Origin of the sequence: Rhodococcus sp. O3, from assembly GCF_048897285.1 — a bacterium.
Classification (GTDB): Bacteria; Actinomycetota; Actinomycetes; order Mycobacteriales; family Mycobacteriaceae; genus Rhodococcus.
In genome coordinates this window covers 1-16,497 of sequence record NZ_JBMBTE010000030.1, presented here as the reverse complement: position 1 = coordinate 16,497, position 16,497 = coordinate 1, and the positions used below count along the sequence as shown (strand labels likewise).

Annotated in this window: 17 protein-coding genes and 1 pseudogene; 10 read left to right on the top strand and 8 right to left on the bottom strand. The window is 67.0% G+C overall.

The features are described 5' to 3' along the window. Positions 1-127: 127 nt before the first annotated feature. Positions 128-1,732, bottom strand: a complete 1,605-nt coding sequence (gene dnaA / locus ACN675_RS11335; RefSeq protein WP_420750961.1) for a chromosomal replication initiator protein DnaA — start codon at positions 1,730-1,732, stop codon at positions 128-130. A 610-nt stretch (positions 1,733-2,342) separates the two neighbouring features. Between dnaA and rpmH the strand changes: the two genes are divergently transcribed. The 9 genes from rpmH to ACN675_RS11290 all read left to right on the top strand — a co-directional run bounded on the left by rpmH (position 2,343) and on the right by ACN675_RS11290 (position 9,262). Then, the gene (gene rpmH / locus ACN675_RS11330) at positions 2,343-2,486 is read left to right on the top strand and encodes a 50S ribosomal protein L34 (RefSeq protein WP_006550910.1); all 144 of its coding nucleotides are present in this window, start codon (positions 2,343-2,345) and stop codon (positions 2,484-2,486) included. Between the two features lie 21 nt (positions 2,487-2,507). Next, the gene (rnpA, locus tag ACN675_RS11325) at positions 2,508-2,885 is read left to right on the top strand and encodes a ribonuclease P protein component (RefSeq protein WP_420750960.1); all 378 of its coding nucleotides are present in this window, start codon (positions 2,508-2,510) and stop codon (positions 2,883-2,885) included. After that, entirely contained in the window at positions 2,882-3,169 is a 288-nt protein-coding gene (yidD, locus tag ACN675_RS11320; RefSeq protein ID WP_420750959.1) for a membrane protein insertion efficiency factor YidD, read from the top strand. Before rnpA ends, yidD begins: the two co-directional genes overlap by 4 nt. 57 nt (positions 3,170-3,226) lie before the next feature. Then, positions 3,227-4,312 carry a membrane protein insertase YidC gene (gene yidC, locus ACN675_RS11315; RefSeq protein ID WP_420750958.1) on the top strand — a complete coding sequence of 362 codons (1,086 nt, stop codon included), beginning with the start codon at positions 3,227-3,229 and terminating at the stop codon, positions 4,310-4,312. A gap of 22 nt (positions 4,313-4,334) precedes the next feature. Further along, complete coding sequence (locus ACN675_RS11310; RefSeq protein ID WP_420750957.1) at positions 4,335-4,883, top strand: protein jag; 549 nt, start codon at positions 4,335-4,337, stop codon at positions 4,881-4,883. Positions 4,884-5,028: 145 nt separating this feature from the next. Next, positions 5,029-5,709 (top strand): 16S rRNA (guanine(527)-N(7))-methyltransferase RsmG, encoded by a 681-nt coding sequence (gene rsmG / locus ACN675_RS11305; protein ID WP_420750956.1) that lies wholly within the window; start codon positions 5,029-5,031, stop codon positions 5,707-5,709. A gap of 683 nt (positions 5,710-6,392) precedes the next feature. Then, the gene (locus tag ACN675_RS11300) at positions 6,393-7,364 is read left to right on the top strand and encodes a ParA family protein (protein WP_420750955.1); all 972 of its coding nucleotides are present in this window, start codon (positions 6,393-6,395) and stop codon (positions 7,362-7,364) included. Next, positions 7,361-8,509 (top strand): ParB/RepB/Spo0J family partition protein, encoded by a 1,149-nt coding sequence (locus ACN675_RS11295; RefSeq protein WP_420750954.1) that lies wholly within the window; start codon positions 7,361-7,363, stop codon positions 8,507-8,509. The genes ACN675_RS11300 and ACN675_RS11295 overlap by 4 nt, the downstream gene beginning before the upstream one ends. 57 nt (positions 8,510-8,566) lie before the next feature. After that, positions 8,567-9,262 carry a GNAT family N-acetyltransferase gene (locus ACN675_RS11290; protein WP_420750953.1) on the top strand — a complete coding sequence of 232 codons (696 nt, stop codon included), beginning with the start codon at positions 8,567-8,569 and terminating at the stop codon, positions 9,260-9,262. Positions 9,263-9,344: 82 nt separating this feature from the next. Here ACN675_RS11290 and ACN675_RS11285 read toward each other — a convergent pair whose 3' ends face one another. The 4 genes from ACN675_RS11285 to ACN675_RS11270 all read right to left on the bottom strand — a co-directional run bounded on the left by ACN675_RS11285 (position 9,345) and on the right by ACN675_RS11270 (position 13,463). Then, complete coding sequence (locus ACN675_RS11285; protein ID WP_420750952.1) at positions 9,345-10,520, bottom strand: N-acetylmuramoyl-L-alanine amidase; 1,176 nt, start codon at positions 10,518-10,520, stop codon at positions 9,345-9,347. Positions 10,521-10,670: 150 nt separating this feature from the next. Continuing rightward, positions 10,671-10,994, bottom strand: a complete 324-nt coding sequence (trxA, locus tag ACN675_RS11280; protein ID WP_197256365.1) for a thioredoxin — start codon at positions 10,992-10,994, stop codon at positions 10,671-10,673. Positions 10,995-11,056: 62 nt separating this feature from the next. Next, the gene (gene trxB, locus ACN675_RS11275) at positions 11,057-12,025 is read right to left on the bottom strand and encodes a thioredoxin-disulfide reductase (protein WP_420750951.1); all 969 of its coding nucleotides are present in this window, start codon (positions 12,023-12,025) and stop codon (positions 11,057-11,059) included. 238 nt (positions 12,026-12,263) lie between these two features. Beyond that, positions 12,264-13,463 (bottom strand): NADH:flavin oxidoreductase, encoded by a 1,200-nt coding sequence (locus tag ACN675_RS11270; RefSeq protein WP_420750950.1) that lies wholly within the window; start codon positions 13,461-13,463, stop codon positions 12,264-12,266. Between the two features lie 97 nt (positions 13,464-13,560). Here ACN675_RS11270 and ACN675_RS11265 point away from each other — a divergent pair, with 97 nt between their 5' ends. Further along, positions 13,561-14,115, top strand: coding sequence for a TetR family transcriptional regulator (locus ACN675_RS11265; protein WP_420750949.1), 555 nt, complete (start codon positions 13,561-13,563; stop codon positions 14,113-14,115). 6 nt (positions 14,116-14,121) lie between these two features. Here ACN675_RS11265 and ACN675_RS11260 read toward each other — a convergent pair whose 3' ends face one another. The 3 genes and pseudogenes from ACN675_RS11260 to ACN675_RS11250 form a co-directional block, all read right to left on the bottom strand. Further along, positions 14,122-14,814: a hypothetical protein gene (locus ACN675_RS11260; RefSeq protein ID WP_420750948.1), complete on the bottom strand. Its 693-nt coding sequence runs from the start codon at positions 14,812-14,814 to the stop codon at positions 14,122-14,124. A 55-nt stretch (positions 14,815-14,869) separates the two neighbouring features. Then, positions 14,870-15,451: an RNA polymerase sigma factor SigM gene (gene sigM, locus ACN675_RS11255; RefSeq protein WP_420750947.1), complete on the bottom strand. Its 582-nt coding sequence runs from the start codon at positions 15,449-15,451 to the stop codon at positions 14,870-14,872. Between the two features lie 49 nt (positions 15,452-15,500). Beyond that, positions 15,501-16,497: pseudogene (locus ACN675_RS11250) on the bottom strand (peptidoglycan biosynthesis protein MviN); the annotation flags it as partial.

Genomic DNA, 16,497 nt, shown 5'->3' with positions numbered 1-16,497 from the left:
TGAGGATGTTTTCCGATCTCGAGATTCGGGATACCTCACAGGTGTGCAGAGCCTGTGCACGGACTGTGGACTAACGAAAACGGGCCCGGACTCGAGAGCCCGGACCCGTTCGATGTGAGTGTCTCCGTCAGCGCTTGGACCGCTGCTTGATGCGTGCCGTGAGCTCCTGCACCTGGTCGTAGACCTTGCGCCGCTCGGTCATCTCCTTGCGAATCTTCTTGTCCGCGTACATGACTGTCGTGTGGTCGCGGCCGAACGTCTGCCCGATCTTGGGCAACGACAGGTCCGTCAGCTCCCGGCACAGGTACATGGCGATCTGCCGTGCCTGCGCCAGCGGCCGTGCCTTGCCGGGGCCGCACAGGTCGTCGATCGACGTACCGAAGTACTCCGCGGTCACGGCCATGATCGTGGCCGAGTTGATCTCGAGAGCCGTCGAGTCGGGGATGAGATCGCGCAGCACGACCTCGGCGAGTGTGAGATCCAGGGGCTGCCTGTTCAGCGACGCGAACGCCGTCACGCGGATGAGGGCACCCTCGAGTTCCCGGATGTTGCGTTCGATCCGGCTGGCGATCAGCTCGAGTACGTCGTGCGGGACGTCGAGCCGGTCCATCCGCGCCTTCTTGCTGAGAATCGCGATGCGGGTCTCGAGTTCCGGCGGCTGCACGTCGGTGATCAGGCCCCATTCGAACCGCGTGCGCAGCCGCTCCTCGAGTGTCGCGAGCTGCTTCGGCGGACGGTCCGAGGACACGACGATCTGCTTGTTCGCGTTGTGGAGGGTGTTGAAGGTGTGGAAGAACTCCTCCTGGATACCTTCCTTGCCCTCGATGAACTGGATGTCGTCGACCAGCAGGATGTCGGTCTCGCGATAGCGCTTCTTGAACGCCACCTTGCGGTCGTCGCGGAGGCTGTTGATGAAGTCGTTCGTGAACTCTTCGGTGGAGACGTACTTGACCCGCATGCCCGGGAACAGGCGCTGCGCGTAGTGGCCGGCGGCATGCAGCAGGTGGGTCTTCCCCAGGCCCGACGCACCCCAGATGAACAGGGGGTTGTAGGCGCGGGCGGGGGCCTCCGCGATCGCGACCGCCGCGGCGTGGGCGAACCGGTTCGACGCGCCGATGACGAACGTGTCGAAGGTGTACTTGGCGTTGAGGCTGCTGCTACCGCCCGACGGCGCCGGCGCGCTCGGGGCGGGCGGCTGGGTGAAGTACGACGGCCACGACTCGCGGACGGCCGTGATGGCCTCGCGATCGTCGTCGACCTCCTCGAGTTCGCCGGCCTCCACCTCGAGCACCTCGTGGTCGAGGGACGACAGACGACGGTGCCGGAAGGGCTGAGCCAGGTCGCGCGGGCTGGGCTTGCGGGTGCGGGGCTCGGCCGGCCGGGCATCGAGCGGCAGCCCCTCCAGGGGCAGGGTGTCGCGCGGGACCGCGTACGGGTCCTCGCCGGGGTCGCCGGTCTCCTCGCTCGCTTCGATCCGCACGCCGAGGCCTTCCACACGATGGCCCAGATTGCGGTTGAGCGAGCGCAGGATCGGCTCGCGCAGATCGCGCTCGATGGCCTCCTGCGCGAACGACGACGGGACCGACAGCAAGGCGAATCCCTGCGCGAGGGTCAGCGGTTTGACCAGCGCAAGCCATGCTTTCTGGCCTTTGGTCAGCGCACCGCCGTCGGCGGTGAGTTCGGCGACGACGTCCGACCACACATCGGCCAGCGCGTTCGGCTCGTCGGTCACGTAGCTGTCCTCCACAGTCCCTAGGTTCGAGTTTCCACACAATTATCCACAGGTGTGGACAAGCATCGTGTCACGCCCTGCCGCGGGTCGCGGAGGTCGCACGGCGCTGGTGAACGATCTGTTCGAGTGAACCTGCGGGTCCGTGGGACGCCCGATCGGCGCCGGGGTCGATGCACCTGTCGGTGCACTCGCTGTCGATACGCCCCTTCGGGACCCGGGCGACCGCTTCGGTCAGGGTCGCTCTCGAGTGAGGCACGAAACAGGCGGGCGGGCACATCGCCGGTGACACGGCTGCGACAACAGTCGGTGGTGCACGTGAACCTTCGTCCCCTGCGAAGCCATGAGGGGAGCCTACACCGCAGGTGACCGTCGTCACATGCATTGCGTGACATGCGGAACCGCAGGCAGGCGGCGTGTCGGGTTGCGTCCGCCGCCGCGTCGCGGTTTGATTTCGCACCCCGCTCCGAGTAGCCTCGAACAGTCACTCATACGGCAGTGACGGATCCGTGCTGCGTCGCTGCACAGCCGCGTTCGGTACGGGTCATGCGATTTCCGAAATGTTAGACCGCTGACGCCTGCAGGCGTCACAGAACTTCGAGGAGTGTCGACCGTGGCCAAGGGCAAGCGGACGTTCCAGCCGAACAATCGCCGCCGCGCGCGCGTTCACGGCTTCCGTCTCCGGATGCGCACCCGTGCGGGTCGCGCGATCGTGTCGGCGCGTCGCCGCAAGGGCCGCGCCTCCCTCACCGCCTGATCCCGGTAACGGGAGCTCGGGGTGCTGCCTGAGCCGCACCGCCTGCGCCGTCGCGCGGACTTCTCCGAGACAGTCCGCCACGGTCGCCGGCAAGGTCGGCGCGATCTCGTCGTACATGCGATCGAGAGGGATCGGTCCGAGTTCGTGGTGAACAGCGACGGCCCGCGTTTCGGGCTGGTCGTGAGCAAGGCTGTCGGGCCGGCGGTGATTCGACATCGAGTCGCCCGCCGGCTTCGTCATATCTGCGCCGGCATCGTGAACGACGTTCCGTCCGACGCCGACATCGTCCTTCGTGCTCTGCCCGGTGCGGCCACCGCGACCTCTCGCGATCTCGAGCGTCAGGTCCGTTCGGGCCTCACCAAGCTCGGCCTGTTCGCGGACTCGGGGCACTCGGTATGACTGCCGCCTGGTCCAGGATCCGCTCGGCGCCGGCCCGGGCACTGATCTTCTGCATCGAGCTGTACCGCACATATGTGTCGCCGACACGGATGCCGACCTGCAGATTCACCCCCACGTGCAGCGAATACGCCGTCGAGGCGTTGCGTACGCGGGGGGTCGTCGTCGGATCCTGTCTGGCGATCGTGCGACTGCTCAAGTGTGCGCCCTGGCACCCTGGTGGGTGGGATCCGGTGCCCGAACGTCGGCCCCGCTCGCCCGGCCGAGTTCTCGACGGGCGAGCGTAGACCTGAGACCGACGCCGTGGGTGGCGATCATGGACGACCAGAGGAGTACATAGAGCCGTGCTCGACTTCATCTACTATCCCGTGTCCTGGATCCTGTGGGTCTGGCACAAAGTTTTCGGTGCCATTCCCTTCCTCGGTCCGGACAGCGGTGTCGCATGGGCGTTGTCCGTGGTGTTCCTCGTGTTCACCCTCCGGGCGATCCTGTACAAGCCGTTCGTCAAGCAGGTCCGCACGACCCGGCAGATGCAGGAACTGCAACCGCAGATCAAGGCGCTGCAGAAGAAGTACTCCAACGATCGCCAGCGCCAGGCGCTCGAGATGCAGAAGCTCCAGAAGGAGCACGGCTTCAACCCGCTGATGGGCTGCCTGCCGGTCCTGCTGCAGGTGCCGGTGTTCATCGGCCTGTTCCACGTGCTGCGCTCGTTCAACCGCACGGGCACCGGCATGGGACAGCTCGGTCTGGACCCGGTGACCAATGCGCAGATCGGTAACTACGCGTTCAGCCCGGAGGACGTGCAGTCCTTCCTGAGCGCCCGCCTGTTCGGCGCCCCCATCTCGGCGTGGATCACCCAGCCGATGGCTTCGCTCGAAGCGTTCGCACCGTTCGGCGGTATCCCCACCCGTTGGCAGATCGCGGCGGTCGCGATTCCGCTGATGATCATCGCGGGCGTCGCCACGCACTTCAACTCGCGCGCGTCGGTTGCGCGGCAGAGCGCACAAGCCGCCGCGAACCCGCAGGCCGCGATCATGAACAAGCTCGCGCTGTACGTCTTCCCGCTCGGCGTGCTCGTCGGTGGCCCGTTCCTCCCGATCGCGATCCTCCTCTACTGGGTGAGCAACAACATCTGGACCTACGGGCAGCAGCACCTCGTCTTCCGCAAGATCGACCAGGAGGAAGCCGAGAAGAAGGCGGCTGCGGTCGCGCGTCGCAACGAGAACGCGCCGAAGCCGGGCGCTCGGCCGGATCGTGCCAAGAAGAAGGGCGCGAGCCCCGCGAGCTCCGACAACCCTGGAAGCGACGAGAACGAACTGTCTCTCGAGAAGCCTGTGAGCGACGAACCGGAAAAGCCCACGGGTGAATCCGGGTCCGCAACGGCGAAGAAGCAGGGCGGCTCCAAGAACTCCAAGCGCAAGCGGCGCTGACCGAAGTAGAAGAGGGCGAACCATGGCCAGTGACCTGGACAAGGCACAGGAGGACATCGACGTGACGGCCGATTCCGCAAAGCTCGACGCGGACCTCGACACCGAGGACGACGACTACCTGGTCGAGGAAGGCGAAATCGCCGGCGACTACCTCGAACAGCTTCTCGACGTGCTCGACTTCGACGGTGACATCGACCTCGACGTCGAGGGCGATCGCGCGGTCGTGAGCATCGACGGCGGTGCCGACCTGACGAAGCTCGTCGGCCGGCAGGGCGAGGTGCTCGACGCGCTGCAGGAACTGACCCGGCTGGCGGTGCAGCAGGTCACCGGTGAGCGCAGCAAGCTGATGCTCGACATCGCCGGTTGGCGTGCGGGCAAGCGTGCGGAGCTGACCGAGCTCGGCACGGCCGCCGCGAAGCGCGTCCTCGAGACCGGTGAGCGCGAGTCGCTGGCACCGATGACGCCGTTCGAACGCAAGATCGTGCACGACGCCGTGGCCAAGATCCCCGGGGTGTCCAGCGAGAGCGAAGGCGCCGAGCCGCAGCGTCGCGTCGTCGTCATCAAGGACTGAGCGCCACCGGCATTCGGTGACATTCGACAGCGAGTGAGAACCGACAGCGGTGACAAACGACAGCGGAGGGGCACCGACGGTCACGTCGGGCCCCTCCGTTCGTGTGTGACCCCGGTGTTCCGGGGCAATGGGCTGTAGGGAGAGGATGTTTCACGTGGAACATGACGAGGAACGCGTCCTCGAGGTCGCGCATCAGGTGTTCGGCGAGCGGTTCGCTCTCGCACAGGAATACCACCGGTCCCTGTCGACCGACGGCGTCGAACGGGGTCTCATCGGACCCCGTGAAGTGCCGCGGTTGTGGGACCGGCACCTCCTCAACTGCGCGGTGGTCGGTGAGCTCATCGAGAAGGACGAGAGCGTCGTCGATGTCGGCAGCGGTGCCGGACTCCCCGGCATTCCGCTTGCGATCGCGCGTCCGGATCTGCACATCACGCTCGTGGAACCGCTGCTGCGTCGCTCCGTCTACCTTGCGGAGTTCGTCGAAACACACGGACTCGAGAACGTCCTGGTCGTGCGCGGGCGCGCCGAACAGCCCGGCGTCCTCCAGGAGGCGGGTGGTGCGGACGTCGTCACGTCCCGTGCGGTCGCACCCCTCGCGAAACTTGCCAAGTGGTCGCTCCCCCTGATCCGGGTCGGTGGCCGGATGCTCGCGCTCAAGGGAAGCTCCGCAGCCGAGGAAATCGAACGCGATCGTGAAGAACTGGAACGACTCGGTGCCGGCGGTCTCGAGGTGCTCGAGTGCGGCGTCGGATTGCTGGAGGTGCCCACCATCGTGGTGAAAGCCGAACGGATGGCGCGTCCGGCGCGGCGACGCAAGAAGAAATAGTCGCGCACGTTCCACGTGAAACATCGGCCCCTCCCCTCCCCGACCGGGAAGCGGAGGGGCCTTTTCGTGTCGCCGAGATATGCGGTGTCGCGCTGTACCGAACTCGAGGTTCGACGCATACGGACGCATACGAGAAACCTCGAGTCCCTCGAGCATCTCGAGCTCGAGCAATTCTCTCGAGATCTTCCGGGACGACTCCGGAATGCCGAATAGGGCGAATTCGGTCGCGTGTGCGGTGGTACCGGGAGGTCGATTTCATTTCGTCACTGTGACGGCACTCTCGGCGCCGCAGCCCCGGATCGCCATACTTGTATACCGAAATCTTTGAATGCCAATAGATTTGGTTAGATATCTATCGAAAGTTGTTTCTGCAAAGCCACTTTGGACGGCGAATCCCGTCCCTGGTGACGTGGTGGTGGTAGTCCCGTCGCCAAGCTGTCCGCGTGTCGTGTTTCACGTGAAACACGGGTGCGGCCCCGGCATGTTTCACGTGAAACAGAAAAGTCGGCAGTGTCACCGTGTGGCCCTAGAATGCGGGATGGAATACTGAACGAAAAGAGGGGACCAATGCGACGGCGGTGGTTCGACGGACCTCGGGCGTCGCATCGAGATGTTCTGTCTCGCGCCTCAACCACGTCAACGCCGACCGTCCCGGGTGCGGGTCGACGATAAAGGAGCGTTCAATGTCGGGTGGATCCGAGTCTGCTGTTTCACGTGAAACCGAAGCTATCGACGACGAATTCTTCCCGGTGCCGTTCGACGGAATCTCCGCGGCGGACACTCCGATCGGGGCCGCAGCCCATCGCGCGAGCCAGGTCCTCCACCCGAGCGCCGCAGACTCTCTACCGAAGCCGACCGAACGACGGATCTTCACCGTCGCGAATCAGAAGGGTGGCGTCGGCAAGACCACGTCGACCGTGAACCTCGCGGCCGCGCTCGCGGTTCAGGGACTGACGGTGCTCGTCGTCGACCTCGATCCGCAGGGCAACGCCAGCACCGCGCTCGGTGTCCCCCACTACTCGGGGGTCGCGTCGAGCTACGAGGTCCTGCTCGGTGAGGTGAAGGCGTCCGAGGCGGTCCAGCAGAGCCCGCACAGCGAGAGGCTGTTCTGCATTCCCGCGACCATCGATCTGGCCGGTGCGGAGATCGAACTGGTCTCGATGGTCGCCCGTGAGAACCGGCTGAAGAACGCGCTGACCGCCGCCGCTCTCGGCGATCGCGAGTACGACTACATCATCATCGACTGCCCGCCGTCGCTGGGGCTGCTGACCGTCAACGCGCTCGTCGCGGCGAAGGAAGTGCTCATCCCCATCCAGTGCGAGTACTACGCCCTCGAGGGTGTCGGTCAGCTGCTGCGCAACATCGAACTCGTCCAGTCGCATCTCAACCCGGAACTGCACGTCTCGACCGTGCTGCTGACCATGTACGACGGTCGCACCAAGCTCGCGGATCAGGTCGCGGCCGAGGTGCGCGCCCACTTCGGGGACGCCGTCCTGCGGTCCGTCATTCCCCGCAGCGTGAAGGTTTCCGAAGCTCCCGGGTACGGAATGACCGTGCTCGACTACGATCCAGGTTCGCGCGGTGCGATGAGCTATCTCGACGCCGGGCGCGAATTGGCGGCGCGAGGTCACGACAAGAATCAGGGGAACGAATGAGCGCGACACGCAAGGGAGGTCTCGGACGGGGTCTGGCGGCGCTCATCCCGACCGGACCGGTCGAAGCACCGCCGGTACCCGCGACAGCTCCTGCCGGGACCGCGACGGCACCGACGGCACCCGCTCCCTCTGCGCCGGCTCCCGCCGGGAACGCGCCGAGCAAGAACACCACCGGCAAGACCGCCGCGCAGCGTAAGGCGGGCGGTGTGTCCGGCATGACGATCCCGTCGACCGGTCTCGGATCCGCCGCCGCCGACGTGATCATCGGCGACGGAACCACCCCCGCTCATGCCCCGACCGCTGTTTCGACAGAGCAGCCCCTCCCCTCCCCCACCGGAGCGGTGTACGTCGAGGTGCCGATCGACCGGATCGAGGCCAATCCGAAGCAGCCGCGTCAGGTGTTCGACGAGGAGGCCCTCGCCGAGCTGGTCCACTCGATCCGCGAGTTCGGGCTCATGCAGCCCATCGTGGTCCGCCGCACGGAGGGTGACCGCTTCCAGCTCGTCATGGGCGAGCGCCGCTGGCGAGCTTGCCAGGAGGTCGGCCTGGAAACGGTCCCGGCCATCGTCCGCGACACCGACGACGACGCGCTGCTGCGCGACGCGCTGCTCGAGAACATCCACCGCGTCCAGCTCAACCCGCTCGAGGAAGCCGCGGCGTATCAGCAGCTGCTCGAAGAGTTCGAGGTGACCCACGAGGAATTGGCGTCGCGTATCGGACGGTCGCGGCCCGTCGTGACCAACATGATCCGGCTCCTCAAGCTTCCGGTCGCGGTGCAGCGCCGGGTCGCCGCCGGAGTCCTGTCCGCCGGGCACGCGCGGGCGCTGTTGTCTCTGGAGGCCGGTGCCGACGCTCAGGAGGTCCTGGCCGCCCGCATCGTCGCCGAGGGCATGTCGGTGCGTGCCACCGAGGAGGCGGTGATGCTCGCGAACCGCGGTGACGGTCCCACCGCCGCGCCCCAGCGTCGCAAGCCGATCCAGATGCCCGGTCTGCAGGATGTCGCGGAGCGGCTGTCGAACTCCTTCGATACCCGCGTCACGGTGAGCCTCGGCAAGCGTAAAGGCAAGATCGTCGTCGAGTTCGGATCGGTCGACGATCTGCAGCGCATCGTGACGATGATGGAGTCCCAGGTCGATCCTTCTTGACGGGCCGCCTATGCAGGACGACAGTCGAGAATACGGACGTGGAGGCGAAGTAGACCGGTGTCGACTCGAGTCACATCACTCACGCTGAGTGGAATCGACCAGTTGCCGGCGCACGCGCGGCGCTGCGTGTTCTGGGAGATGGATCCGGGGGCGGTCCGCGGTGCGCGCGATTTCTGCGATCCGGAGTTCGAAAAGGAAGCGTGGCTGTCGATGGTCATGCTGCAGTGGGGTTCGTGCGCGCAGCTCGCGACGGTCGACGACAAGCCGGCCGGCTGCGCGTTCTATGCCCCGCCCAACATGGTTCCACGCGCCCAGCTGTTCCCGACCTCGCCGGTCAGCGCCGACGCGATCCTGCTGACGAGCATGCGGATCGAGCCGTCCGCCGACGACCTGAATCTGGGCAGTGAACTGATCCGCGCGGTCGTCGACGATCTGGTCCGGCGTAATGTGCGGGCCCTGGAGGCGTTCGGGATCCGGGCCACCGACGATGCAGAGCAGAACAGCGGGGTGCCGACGGCGACGGCTGCACTCGACTGCTCCCCCCTCGAGTGCATGATCCCCGCCGATTTTCTGGAGGACATGGGCTTCGAGGTGGTTGCCCCGCACCCGCGCTTCCCCCGGCTTCGGCTCGAACTGAATCGGGATCACGGGTGGAAGGAAGAGGTCGAGGCCGCGCTCGACCGGCTGATCGAGGCCGCGTCGATCACCATCGCGGAACTCGACGGCGCCCGCACCCCGGTCGGAGCGCGCTGACGCGAACGCACTGTTTCACGTGAAACAAACACCCCGCCGGACTCGGGCCGGCGGGGTGTTTCGTGTTCGGGGGGCGGACCGCTCAGCGGGTCTCGGTGATCGACAGTTCCTCGGCGAGCAACTCGGCGAACGTGTAGGTGCCTGTCGGCTGGTCGTCCTGTCCGAGCAGGTACAGACGCTTGACGGCGATGAGGATCGCCTCGGCGATGACGTCGCGCGATCGCGGATCGGAGAGCAGCGCCGCGTCCTGCGGGTTGGTGAGGTAACCGAGGTCGATCTGCACCGTGGGCATGTTGGTCAGTCGCAGCAGGTCCCATGTGCGGCCGTGGCTGCGGCAGTCCTGCAACGCGGTGCGGGCGACGATCTCACGCTGGATGTAGCCGGTGAGGACCTGACCGATCATCGACTCCGAGCCGTGCGCGTTGCCGTAGTGGAAGCTGGCGATGCCGCGCGCCGCCGGGTTGGGGCTCGAATCGCACCGCAGCGAGATCATCAGGTCCGCGCCGAACGCATTCGAGGTGCCGGCCCGTTCGATGTCCGTCGGGTTGGCGTGGTACGGCCGCGACAGGAACGTCTCCATGCCGGTGGCGGCCATCCGCCCTTCCAGCCGGCGGGCGAGATCCCACAGGATGTCCGCCTCGGAGATCGCACCGTGCCGGCTGCGCACGATCACGCCGTGATCCTTGCCGCCGAGACCGGGATCGATCACGATCCGCTTGCCGCTGAGTTGCGGTCCGGAGCGGCGGACGATTTCCTCTTCGCTGATCGCGTGCGGTGAACCACCCGAGACGCGGGTGCCGAGCAATTCCAGCGCGCGCAGGGTCTCGGGGCCGCAGATGCCATCCGAGGCGAGGCCGATCTCCCGCTGGAAGGAGCTGAGCGCCTCGTGGGTGCGGGGACCGAAGTAGCCGTCCACTCGGTCCACGTAGAACCCGAGGTCCTGCAGGCGGGTCTGCAGCGCGGCGACGTCGTCTCCGTACAGCGGAGCCGACAGCTGGTAGATGAGGGTGCGGGCGCCGAGTCGGTACGACGCCTCCTTCAGCGACCGGTAGGTCGCGGGGCCGACGATCCCGTCGACGAGCAGCCCCCGCTGCTGCTGGAAGGCGCGCACGGCACCGTCGAGTTCGCGGTCGAAGACGACGTCGGAGCCGACCCAGTCCCGGGAAGCGGTGTCGTCGTGGAGGAAGCCCAAACCGGCAAGGGTGCTGCGGATCTCGGCGACAGCGGGGCCGTGGTCGCCGTGACGCAGTCGGTGCATGTCTCGGGCCTTTCCGTGCTGACCTGATGGTGCCCGCAGGGCAGGCCGCATCGCTCGATTGTCGCAGATGCGCCCGGAACAGGAGAAATCCGGGCGCATCCGTGGCGAAGGTGTCGTGTCCTTCGCCGGGCTTCGATCGGTGGGACGCTACTACAGAACGTCACCCAGGTCGCGCAGAAGCGCCGCCTTGCCCTTGGCGCCGACGATCGTCTTCACCGGCTTGCCGCCGGAGAACAGGATCATCGTGGGAATCGACATCACCTTGTAGTCCTGGGCCGACGTCGGGTTCGCGTCGATGTCGAGCTTCGCGACGGTCAGCTTGTCGCTGTGCTCACCGGCGATCTCCTCGAGGACCGGGGCGACCATCTTGCACGGACCGCACCAGGTGGCCCAGAAATCGACGAGGACCGGCTTCTCGGACTGCAGAACGTCCTCGACGAACGAGGAATCGGTGATGGTGATGGTGTTGGCCACGATGTCTCCTAGAAATTCGGATGGGCGAAGCGGGGGTGTCAGGCCTCTGCCGAGGCTGTCGATCAGGCCTCTGCCGAGGCTGTGGACAGGTCGGCGGCCGCATGCTCGGCGAGCCACCGCTCGGCGTCGATGGACGCGGAGCAGCCGGTGCCGGCCGCGGTGATGGCCTGCCGGTAGGTGCGGTCGACGAGGTCGCCGGCGGCGAACACGCCCGGCACGGACGTGGCCGTGGTCGGCGACTGCACGAGCACGTAGCCGTCGGCGTCGCGGTCGACCTGACCGGCGACGAGGGAGCTGCGCGGGTCGTGTCCGACCGCGACGAACAGGCCCGTGACGGCCAGGTCGCTGCGCTCGCCGGTCACGGTGTCCTCGAGGACGAGGTTGGTGACGCTGTTCTCGCCCTGCACCTCGACGACCTGCGCGTTGGTGATGAAGCGGATCTTCTCGTTGGCGCGGGCACGCTCGAGCATGATCTTCGATGCGCGGAACTCGTCACGGCGGTGGATCAGCGTGACGCTGCGCGCGAAGCGGGTGAGGAAGGTGGCCTCCTCCATCGCGGAGTCGCCGCCGCCGATCACGGCGATGTCCTGGTCGCGGAAGAAGAAGCCGTCGCAGGTTGCGCACGCACTGACGCCGCGGCCGAGCAGCCGCTCCTCGCCCGGGACGCCGAGGTAGCGCGGCTCCGCGCCCATCGCCAGGATGATCGCGCGGGCCTGGTAGGTCTCACCGTTCGCGACGACCGTCTTGACGGGACCCGTGACGTCGAGTTCGTCGACGTCCTCGGTGCGGATGTCGGCGCCGAAGCGCAGCGCCTGCTCACGCATCTGCTCCATGAGCTCGGGGCCCATGATGCCGTCCTTGAAACCGGGGAAGTTCTCGACCTCGGTCGTGGTCATGAGGGAGCCACCGAACTGGGTGCCTTCGAAGACGAGGGGCGCGAGTTCGGCGCGGGCTGCGTACACCGCGGCCGTATATCCGGCCGGTCCCGAACCGACGATGATGAGGTCGTGAATCGTGGGCGGAGTGGTCATTCGGGCCTTCCGGTTCGTCTGTGACTGGTGGTGCGATGCGCGTCGGTGTGCAGCAACGAAAGAAACAACACCAGGGTAAAGGGTGTTGTTCCACGCGCGCCGTGCGTCACGCCACACTCGGGCTGTCGAGGCTGGTCCGGCGTCCGCTGCCGGGGCGCAACCACTCCCCTCCCCCACCGTGCAGAGACACCGCTGCCACCGCCCGGAGGGGCGGTGGCAGCGATATCGAGGGGGCGGATCAGACCGTCTGGGGTGCCTCGCGGAGCGCTTCGCGGATCACGCAGTGGGTGCCGGAGTAGATGGTCGGCATGCACTTGTTGCAGTGGATGCACAGACCTTCGTCGGCCTTCTCGTCCCGGAACTTGTTGACGACATCGGGGTCGCGCAGCAGGGCCCGGCCCATCGCGACGAAGTCGAATCCCTCCTCGAGTGCATTCTCGATGGTGTCGAGCCGGTTGATGCCGCCGAGCAGGATGATCGGCAGTTTCAGTTCGGAGCGGAACTGTCGTGCTTCCTTCAGGAAGAAGCCTTCCTCGAACGGGTAGGTCGGGAAGATCTTGGGACCGTAGAACTTGAGACCCCAGCCCACGATCTTCGGCTGCGAGGCCACGAACTCCTTCAGCGGGACCTCGCCGCGGAAGAAGTACATTCCGTTGAGCAGCGAGCTGCCGCCGGTCAGTTCCATCGCGTCGACGTGGCCGTCGGCTTCGATCATCTTGGCGATGGGCAGCGACTCGTCGAGCCACAGGCCCTGGGGGACACCGTCGGTCATGTTGAACTTCGCGATGACGGCGATCTTGTCCCCGACGGCCTTGCGCACGGCTTCGAGCACGCGGCGCGGGTACGCGCTGCGGTTCTCGAGGGATCCCCCGTAGCGGTCGGTGCGCTTGTTGAGGTTGGGGCTCATGAACGAGCTGAGCAGATAGTTGTGCCCGAGGTGCACCTCGACCGCGTCGAAGCCTGCCTCGACGGCATTGCGGGCGGCGTTCTCGTAGTCCTCGACGACACGGTCGAGCTGTTCGAGGGATGCACCGCGAACCAGGCCCATCCCGGGCGCGCTGATGCGGGTGGACGGCGCGAGCGATTTGGTGCCGTTGGAGATCTGGTTGGCAACGAGGCCTGCGTGGCCGATCTGGGCGGAGGCGAGGCCGCCTTCGGCGTGCACGGCGTCGGTGAGGCGGCGCAGGCCGGGGATGGTTTCGCGGTCGAGGACGACGGTGTCGCGATGGACGCGACCTCCCGGGGAGACCGAGCAGTAGGCGACGGTGGTCAGTGCCGTACCACCGCGAGCCACCTCGGCGTGGAACTCGACGAGTTCGTCGGTGATCGCGCCGAGCGGCATGACCCCTTCGAAGGTGGCCGCCTTGACGATGCGGTTACGGAGCGTGAGTGGTCCGAGTCGAGCCGGTTCGAACACTTGGGGTCGCGACGGAGACATGGCCCTACTTTCGATGCCAGTGGTATCGTAATTACCGTTCAACTATAGCCCGCACGATGGTCTGGATCACATCGCACACCGAGAAGATACAACCTGTATGTCTCTGGCCCCACCCGGACGCCCCCGCGAACCCCGAATCGACGCCGAAGTCCTGGCCGTGACCAGGGAAATGCTGATCGAGGTCGGCTGGGAACGGCTGAGCATGCGGGGCATCGCCGCCCGCGCCGGCGTCGGCCGCGCGGCCCTGGCCCGTCGCTGGCCGAGCAAGGAGCACCTCGTGCTCGACGCGCTGCTCGGTTCCGCGCCGGATCTCGAACCGTACGACGGCATCGATCGGCGCGGATGGATCGAATGGGTGGTCACCGGCAGCGCCGAACTGTTCTCCCGCCCGGACGTGCGGGCCGCACTCCCCGGACTGCTCACCGCACTCCGCGACCACGAAGATCTGCGAAATACGTTGTGGCGCACCTTCAGTGGGCCGAGCACCGCGCTGTTCTCCGACGGCACCGACCGGGACCCACTCGACGCACTCGCCGTTCTCGTGATGGCCGCGGGATCGGCGTTGTTCAGCAGCCTCATCGCCGCGGAGGACGACACGCCCGCGCTGCGGGCCCGGATCCTGGAACTGCTGCTGCCGGTGGCGGATCGCTGACCGGCCTCACCCGATCGACGTCACGTACAGCGTCTCGGGATGCGTTGCGTCGCAATCTGTTCCGACGACCACGGCGGTGAGCTGCGGGGGGACCTCGCCCGGCACCAGCAGCACGACCGCGTCCCGGTCGCCGTACTCGATCGTCTTGGACCCGAGCACCGGACCCGCGGGGTCGATGCCGTTCGCGGCCAGACAATCGGCGAGCGCGCGGTCGTCGGACAGCGGCCCGAGATCGGTGGAACCGACCAGGCTGCGCAGGGTGTCCGGTTCGAGCGCCGCGGCGTCGTCCGGGCCGACCGCGATCGGCGTGACCGGTGCCGTGCCGTCGGTCGAGGAATCCGCTCCCCCGACGACCACGACCGCGACCACCGCGACGACGGCCGCGGCAGCACCGACCACCGCACCCGCGAACATGCGACGACGGCGCTTGTGGGCACGGACGGCACCGAGGACCGCGTCGTCCAGCCGCATCGCCACCTCGGCCGGCATCGGCTCGCCGGGCGCATCCGCATCCGCATCCGCGAGTCCGCGCAGACGCTCCTGCACGGCGTCGAGGGCGTCGAGCACGGCCATGGCGTCGGAGTCCTCCCGCACCAGCGGCCACAGGCGCTCGGCGACCTCCTCGTCGAGCGCGCCTGCGTGAAGGTCGGCGAGCAGGTCCGCAGGGTACGGCGGACGCAGCAGTTCGCCTTCGTTCATGCGAAGTCCTCCTCGGCGGCTCGGTGCCCTCTCAAGACAATTAGACGGTCCGTACTCAGGTTCGGTTCCCCGGCTCCTGCAGATCGCCCAGAAGCACTGCCAGTTTGTAGCGCCCCCGAGCGCAGCGGCTCTTCACGGTGCCCTCCGGGACACCGAGGCGCCGGGCCGCCTCCCGAATCGAGTACCCCTCGATGTCGACCGTGACCACCGCGACCCGCTGGTCGTCGGGAAGGGCCTCGAGGGCGGCCTCCACATCGAGTGCGGTCTCGACCTCGGCGATGTGGTTGCGTTCGGTTCGCGGTTCGTCCCCGTCCTCGAGATAGAGAGGAACCGTGGGCCGGGCCCGGTTCCGGCGAATGCGATCGAGACACGCATTCACGACGATCGTGTGCAGCCAGCTCCGGACCGCCGCGTCCGCCCGGAACGACGAGGCGGTGCGGTGCGCCGACAACAACGCCTCCTGCAATGCATCCGCCGCGTCCTCCGGCGAATAACTCGTTCGCCGGGCGACCTTCCACAGATGGTCGTAGTGACGTCGCAACAGTGTTGCGAACGCCTGGTCGTCCCCGGCCGCATGCGCTGCCAGCAATTCGGCATCGGACACGGCGATTTTTGCGATCCCCCCGAAAATTCGCACGCGCGGATGGTATCCGATCCGACCGTGGAATCTGCGGTGAGCGAAGCCGTTATTCGCTTGCGGTGAAGGTGACCTCGGCGATCGTGCTCTTGTTGCTGCCGCTGCTGGTGGCGAGGTCGGTGATCCACAGCAGCACGTTCGACGTCCTGCCCTCCGCGCTGATCGGGATTTCCGTGGTACCGGAACCCAGAGTGGCCGAACCGATCACCTGCGTCTGATCCAGCGACGCCTGATCCGAAGGTGCACTGCGGATTTCGACGACGGTGCCCGGATCGTCCGTGGTGACCGAGACCGATTGCAGCGCTACCGGATCGGCGAGACCGAACATCAGGCCGACACCGTTCTTGAGCGACGGGAACGGATCGAAGTACGCGTCGGTGCTCCACTGCGTGCCGGGATCACCGTCGATGGCAAGGGACGCCGTCGCAGGCGAGTCCGGAGTGCCCTGCGGCGAGAACACCTCGACCGAAGTCGCCGAGACCGGGCCGGCCGGGGCCGGTTCTTCCGCCGGTGCCGCCGCCTCGGGGGCGGGCGTCTCCGCGGTCGGAGTGAGCCCGAACTCCTGACTCGTGAGCGGTTCGTCGGAGCTGCCGCCGGCCAGCAGATTCGCGATCCACCAGCCGATCAGCGCGAGCAGCACCACGGTCGTGATGCCCAGCCCGACGAGGGCCATGAGCATCCGCTCGGATCGCTTCTTCTTCTCGGCGAGCGCTTCCGGATCGGAGAGGGCGTGCGCCTCGGTGGCCGCCCGCTGCCCCAGCCGCAGTGCCGGGATCATGTCCGTCTTCTGATCGACGACCGAAGCCTGGTCGAGAATGTGCTGCACGGTCGCCGCGGTCCGGATTCCGCCGTCGCTCTGCAGCGCCCGCACCGCGACCGCGGAGATTTCGAAGGGCACCTCGGGCCGCAGCGCGCGCGGCTCGACGAGTGCACCGTCGGCACCGTGGTCGGCCGGCGCCATGCCGCCGATGGTTCCGCCCGCGGGGGCGGGGGCTCCCGCAGCCGCCACGTCGGGCAGCGGCCACCTGCCGGTGATCAGCCCGTAC